The 6,889-nt window shown below is 48.6% G+C and carries 3 protein-coding genes; all 3 read left to right on the top strand.

The annotated features are described in order from the left end of the window. The first annotated feature begins 69 nt into the window (after nt 1-69). Genes porU through Q1A04_RS07930 form a run of 3 tightly spaced genes read left to right on the top strand, consistent with a single transcriptional unit; the run spans nt 70 to nt 6,476 of the window. The gene (porU, locus tag Q1A04_RS07920; protein ID WP_299703603.1) at nt 70-4,005 is read left to right on the top strand and encodes a type IX secretion system sortase PorU; all 3,936 of its coding nucleotides are present in this window, start codon (nt 70-72) and stop codon (nt 4,003-4,005) included. Nucleotides 4,006-4,054: 49 nt separating this feature from the next. After that, nucleotides 4,055-5,179: a type IX secretion system outer membrane channel protein PorV gene (gene porV / locus Q1A04_RS07925; RefSeq protein ID WP_299703606.1), complete on the top strand. Its 1,125-nt coding sequence runs from the start codon at nt 4,055-4,057 to the stop codon at nt 5,177-5,179. 16 nt (nt 5,180-5,195) lie between these two features. Next, nucleotides 5,196-6,476, top strand: a complete 1,281-nt coding sequence (locus Q1A04_RS07930) for a pitrilysin family protein (protein ID WP_299703609.1) — start codon at nt 5,196-5,198, stop codon at nt 6,474-6,476. Nucleotides 6,477-6,889: the final 413 nt, after the last annotated feature.

Consider the following 6,889-nt stretch of genomic DNA (forward strand, 5'->3'; position numbering starts at 1 on the left):
CCGAAGCAGCAATTATCGCATTTTTATTTAGTTGAAAGGATAATGTTCTGTAAATTTATACTGCGCATTATGCCTTACTTTTACTCACGCCTGTTTATGCGGCCTTTTCAGCTCCTGTATACCTGCCTGCTGCTTTATGTGGGCATGCTCGCGCCGCAAGCAAGAGCGCAGGAAAACACGACGGCCGTCACGCTGCAGTGGCAGGGCTATGCCAAGGTGCTACCGGCGACAGGTATAAGCGACAACAAGGTCCCAGTGTTTGCAGGCGCCTCTTTAGACTATACCAAGCGACTCCCCTATCTCCGGCTTGCCATACCGGGTACACACATTGGCAGTCTGCAGTTGAAGGACACCCGCTACGAAGCCTTCAGCTCCGAAGACCAGAAGCTGTTTCCTAAAAAGGAGATTGGGGCGGAACCGCTTGTCTCCATCAACAATGGCACGCAAAACAAACGTCCGCAGGCAATTGTCTCTATACTCCCTGTCCGACTGAATCCTCAGAGCAGCCAACTCGAGAGATTGGTTAGCTTTAGCTATACCTATACCTCCGACCACACCACTTTCCAAGGCACACAAGACGCAAAGTCCGACAATGCCACCACATCAGTCCTGAGTTCAGGCAACTGGTATAAGATCGGCGTGATAAACTCGGGTATTTACCGCATAGACAAGGCCCTTTTGCAAACGCTCGGTATCAACACCCAGCAACTAGACCCGCGCGCACTGCAGCTCTACGGCAACGGGGGCGGCATGCTTCCACAGCCTAACAGTGCTTCTCGCCCCGACGATCTTGTAGAGAATGCCATCTGGGTATCAGGTGAGGCGGACGGCCGTTTTGATGATGCGGACTATGCCCTATTTTATGCGCAGGGTCCTCACACGTGGCAGTATACCGGCGGCACGCAGGTCTTTCAGCATACCCAAAACATCTATACCGACACGGCTTACTACTTCATTCGAGTAGGGGCCGCCAGCGGTGCCCGCATCACTTCCCGCGGACAAGAGGCCGACGCGGGACAAACGATTACCAGCTACAACGAGCGCCTTTACCATGAGCGAGACCTCAAGAACATGGTTTACTCCGGGCGCGAGTGGTATGGCGAGGACTTCAGCACGTTTAATACATCCCGCGAGGTCAGTTTTCCGGTATCAGACCTTGTGCCCGGATCAGCCGTTCGATTGACGGCTTTCCTGATGGCCAATTCATCAGTGGAGAGCACCTATACCTTGCGCATGAACGGGCATCCCTTGGGCACACAGACCATCAGCGGGCGCGGCACTTTCCCCTACCACCCCGAGGGCGTGAACAGCATCAGCACCTATACCTTAGGCCAACAGACATTGGGCCAGCCGAATGAACTGAAAATTGGTATCAACTTCAGCACAGGTAGTAACTCAACCGCTCTGGGCTTTCTGAACTATCTGGAGCTCAACTACGAGCGACAACTTAAGCTCTACGGCGATCAGACCAGTTTCCGGTCAGTACTTAGCATGTCCAATCCGGTGAGCACGTTCCGCTTGGCAGGCACACCAGCCACTGCTCAAGTCTGGGACGTCACCAACCCGCATCGCCCCATAGCGCAACAAGCACAGGCTACCGGCATCGACCTCACGTTCAGCGCACCTACCGATCTACTCCGTGAATTTGTGGTGTTCCGCAACAATTCCGGCCTGAAGCCCGCGCCGCTTGGTCAAGTAGCGAACCAAGACCTGCACAGCCACAACCTCGACGGACGGCTCGATATGGTGATACTGACCCATCCCCGTTTTCTGCCCGAAGCCAACAGATTGGCTGCACACCGCCGGCAGCATAGCAACATGGAGGTGGCGGTTGTCACCACCGGGCAGGTATACAATGAGTTCTCGTCCGGGGCGCAGGATGTAACCGCTATACGCGACTACATGCGCATGCTCTACAGACGCAGCAACAAGAGCGGTGATGATGTGATCTACCTGTTGCTCTTCGGGGACACTTCTTACGACTACAAAAACCGCCTGCCCAACAACACCAACTTTGTGCCGGTATACCAGTCGCGGCAGTCCCTACATCCCATCTCCAGCTACTCTTCCGAAGACTATTATGGCTTTCTGGATGAGGAGGAAGGCGAATGGGCGGAGAACAGCGCCGGTGACCACTTGCTCGATATAGGTATAGGCAGACTGCCTGTCAAAACCCCGATGGAGGCCGCTACGGTTGTCGACAAGATCATTGCCTACGACAGTCCCGAGCACTTTGGAAAATGGCGAAGTCAGGTGACGTTCGTGGCCGATGATGGGGATTACAACGAACACCAGAACGATGCAGAATTCTTAGCTGATTATTTGGAAAGCCGACATATCAACTACAACCCGAACAAGGTATACCTCGACCTGTATCCACAGGAAGCCGTAGCAAACGGTCAGCGCTCGCCAAAGGCCGCTGCCGCCCTCGACAAAGCAGTGGAGCAAGGCTCGCTTATCGTGAACTACACTGGCCACGGCAATGAAGTCAGTTGGGCATGGGAACAGATCCTGACCACATCCCAGATAAACAACTGGCGCAACAAAGACCGGCTCACTTTCCTGCTGACAGCCACCTGCGAGTTTGGCCGCTACGATGACCCGCGCCGTGCCTCCGGTGCAGAGCAGTCCCTCTTGAGCCCATTGGGCGGCGCTGTAGGTCTGCTCACCACTACCCGACCCGTATACTCCAGTGATAACCGTGTCTTAAACCGCAACTTCTACCGTACAGCTTTCACGCCCATCAACGGTCGCATGCCACGCCTCGGGGATGTGATGCGGCTTACCAAAAACAACAGCCTCACCGATAGTCAGAGCGGGTCGCGCGGGGTAAACAACCGTAACTTTACTTTGCTGGCAGACCCTTCGCAACAGCTGGCCTACCCCCAGTTACAGGCAAAAATAACCCAAGTTAATGGGCAGGAAGCCGTCCGTGATACACTCGGTGCTCTCGGAAAAGTTAACATGAAAGGTATTGTGACGGGCTCCAATGGAGTGGTGCAGTCTGACTTCGATGGTAATCTGCATATCACGGTATACGAAAAGCCGGTAAGCCGCCGTACATTAGGAGACAACACCCCCGAGCGCATAGGCGAAACCGGAGGCTTGCCGGGATCAGGCAGCCAACAAGTCCCTATCAACCTTCGCGAAAATATTGTGTATGACGGTCAGGCTACCGTGAAAGCCGGTGCTTTTGAGTTGGGTTTTGTTGTGCCGAAAGATATTGATTACCGTTTTGGCGCAGCTAAAATCGCTTTGTATGCCAGCAATAATCTGCATGATGCCATGGGTGCCGATACAACTATCGTTATCGGCGGCACTGCTACAGGTGTAGCTGCTGATAACACGCCTCCCACTATTCGCCTGTACATGGACGATGAGTCATTTGTTTTCGGTGGCAGCACAGGACAGAGCCCGGTTCTTTTGGCTAAACTTTTTGACGAGAACGGGGTTAACACCGCTGGGATCGGGTCAGGCCATGAAATTATTGCGGTGCTAGATGAAGGCACTGAGAACGCCATTGTCCTGAACGATTACTATACTTCAGACCGTGACGCCTATCAATCAGGTAGTATACGCTATCCTTTTAAGGACTTGAAAGAAGGGCCGCATTCTCTGAAATTAAAGGCTTGGGACACACACAATAACTCAACTGAAGAATTTCTGGAATTTATAGTATCAAAAGATGAAAAATTAGCGTTATCTCATATATTGAATTACCCGAACCCTTTTTCAACGAACACTACGTTCCGTTTCGATCATAACAGAGCAGGCGAAAATCTGGATATCCATATACAGGTATTTACCGTATCAGGAAAATTAGTAAAAACGCTGCAAGCCACAAGTTATAGTAGCAAAGCTCACATATCGGACTTAACTTGGGATGGGAAAGATGAATTTAACGATACGCTGGCACGTGGCGTATACGTTTACCGAATTACAGTACGTTCTCAATATGACGGAGCATCGGCTACAAGATATGAGAAACTTGTGCTATTGAATTAGTAAAATCCTACAATATTTCTATATTTGATTTTGCATCAACACCCTTTATATGTATAAGAAAAATTTACTTGTGAAAGCCACTGCCTTTGTGGCCGCATTCTTTACAATGCAGTATGCATCGGCTCAAACCACAACCATCGGTCAAGACTCAAGAACAGTGACCACCGCCGTACCTATTTTAACTGTAGCGCCTGATGCACGCTCTGCAGCCTTAGGCGATGCCGGTGTTGCCATTAGCCCTGATGCCAACACACCGCACTGGAATCCGGCCAAGTTAGGCTTTGTGCAAAACGACATGGCTGTGAGTTTTTCATACTCCCCTTGGCTGCGTAACATCGTGGACGATATGTCTTTGAGCTATCTGTCTGGTTACAAGAAGCTATCTGAGACTTCTGCCATTTCGGCTTCGCTCCTTTATTTTGACTTGGGTGATATTCAGTTTATAGATGCCAATGGCAATGACATTACAGAATTTTCGCCTAAAGAGTATGCTTTGTCTGTGGCATATGGTCAGGCACTGAGCGAGTATTTCAGCTTAGGTATAGGCGCCCGTTTTATCCGCTCCAACCTAGCTGGTAACGTAACCATTGGAGGCCCTGGTGCTCCTTTCGAATCCAAGCCGGGTAATACTGCTGCGGTAGACGTAGGTGTTTACTACAACCGGGATCTTTCCCAGAACCTGAACCTCGGGTTGGGTGCTAACATTTCTAACATTGGTGGTAAAATCGCCTATACCAATGGCGACCAAAAAGACTTCCTGCCTACAAACCTGAAACTTGGAACGGCCATTACGTATAACCTAGACCAGTACAACAGCCTGACATTCGTATTGGATGCCAATAAACTGTTGGTACCGTCTCCAGGAGCTGATAGCACCCAGACTGTAATCAGCGGCATCTTCACCTCATTCGGTGATGCTGAGGGTGGCTTTAGCGAAGAACTGAAAGAGATCAACTTCTCAGGTGGCGTTGAATACTGGTACAATAACTTGTTCGCCGCCAGACTTGGTTATTTCTATGAGAACCCAGAAAAAGGAAACAGAAAATATATCTCTACAGGCTTAGGGCTTCGCTACCAAAAGTTTGGGATTGATGCGGCATACCTTATACCAAGTGAGAGAGGCAATCCCTTAGCCGAAACGATACGTTTCAGTTTATCGCTTAACTTAGATTAAAACCTACTATTACAGAATGCTTGATAGAAACAAAGCACCAGAAATACATGAAATAGAAGCAGTCACACTCCAAATAGCTGAAGTTAGTCACTTAAGCAATGGTGCCAGATTGCATTATATAAAAAGCGAAACCCAGCCTGTTATCAGGCTGGATTTTGTTTTTAAGGCGGGTAAGTGGTATGAAGATAGAGCGGGGGTAGCTGATTTGGCAGGTAAAATGCTGTTTGAGGGCACTACTAACCATACTGCAAAGCAAATAGCGGAGAAGATAGCTTATTACGGGGCTTCCTTTGAAAACAACCATGGTTACGACCGATCCGAGTTTACGCTTTATTGTCTCAGCAAATACTTGCCAGAACTGTTGCCATTAGTGCTGGATGTTCTGCAGAACCCTACTTTTCCAGAGGAAGAGTTTAACCTACTGCTCCGGCGGAATCAGCAGAACTTGAAAGTGCAGCGACAGAAGAACAGCTACCTTGCTACGCATAGTTTCACCAAATTGGTGTATGGTGCCACCCACCCTTATGTTTTTGGCTTAGATGAAAACTCACTTGATGGAATTTCACGTGAAGAAGCCATCGCTTATTACCGATCTAGGTTCAGCACTAAGCACCTTGAAGTATTTGCATGTGGTGCAATAGATGTGGAGTTGGAAAAGCTGTTAGAAAAGAAAATAGAAACCCTTCAATTAACTGCTGAACTTAACGAGCCTACAGTTGCTGCAGCGTTTATTGCGAAAACAGAAGATTTTGTATCAATGCCTGACAGCCTACAGTCTTCCATCAGAATTGGCACAACTTTTCCTTTGATCGGCCATCCTGATTACCATAAGCTAGTGGTACTAAATGAAATACTAGGAGGCTATTTTGGTTCTAGACTGATGCGAAACATTCGCGAGGATAAAGGTTATACCTATGGGATTTATTCAGCCATCTCTCCCAAAGAACAGGATAGCCTTTTCTTTGTAGGCACTGACGTTAACTATCAAGTTACTGATAAAACGATAGACGAGATCAGAAAAGAGATTAAAATCCTTCAGACGGAGGATGTTCCTGAGGATGAACTACAGACAGTAAAAAGCTATATGCTTGGCAAGTTCTTAAATGATATAGCTACTATCTTCGAGCAATGCGATAGGTATAAACGCATCATACTGCAGAAACTACCTTATGAACATTATAATAACTACATCAGCACCATACGGGGTGTAACTGCAGAAGAACTAAAAGAATTGGCCCAACAATACTTAGTTGTTGAAAACCTAAAAACAGCTATTGCTGGTAAAAGACCAGACTAGTAAACATGCTGTAAACCAATAACAAAAAAGCGGCACCCCCTTGAAAAGGGGTGCCGCTTTTTTGTTTCATGCTGCTCTACTCAATATATTGATTCGGCACTAATTGCAGTTCCAAACTATTATATATACACTTTGAGACCTGTGCTGAGTGTAGTCAGACAATAAACGATATGCCTTGCCAAGAAAATTTCTAGCTTCTCAATTAAAACCATTAGTTGGCATAACATTTAAGATAATTCCCTTGACCGAGTCTGTGTGCTTACGCCGAGCCTGTAGGCGCTAGCCTATTTGCTCCCGAGCCATTGTTAGAGGACCCTCTTCGGGGAGTTGTGGGTATAAACGCGGAACGGCCCCCGTCTCTTTCGAAACGGGGGCCGTCCTTGTTGGGGTTGGCGGCCACCTACTCTCCCGGG

It is taken from the genome of uncultured Pontibacter sp. (assembly GCF_947499215.1).
GTDB lineage: Bacteria > Bacteroidota > Bacteroidia > Cytophagales > Hymenobacteraceae > Pontibacter.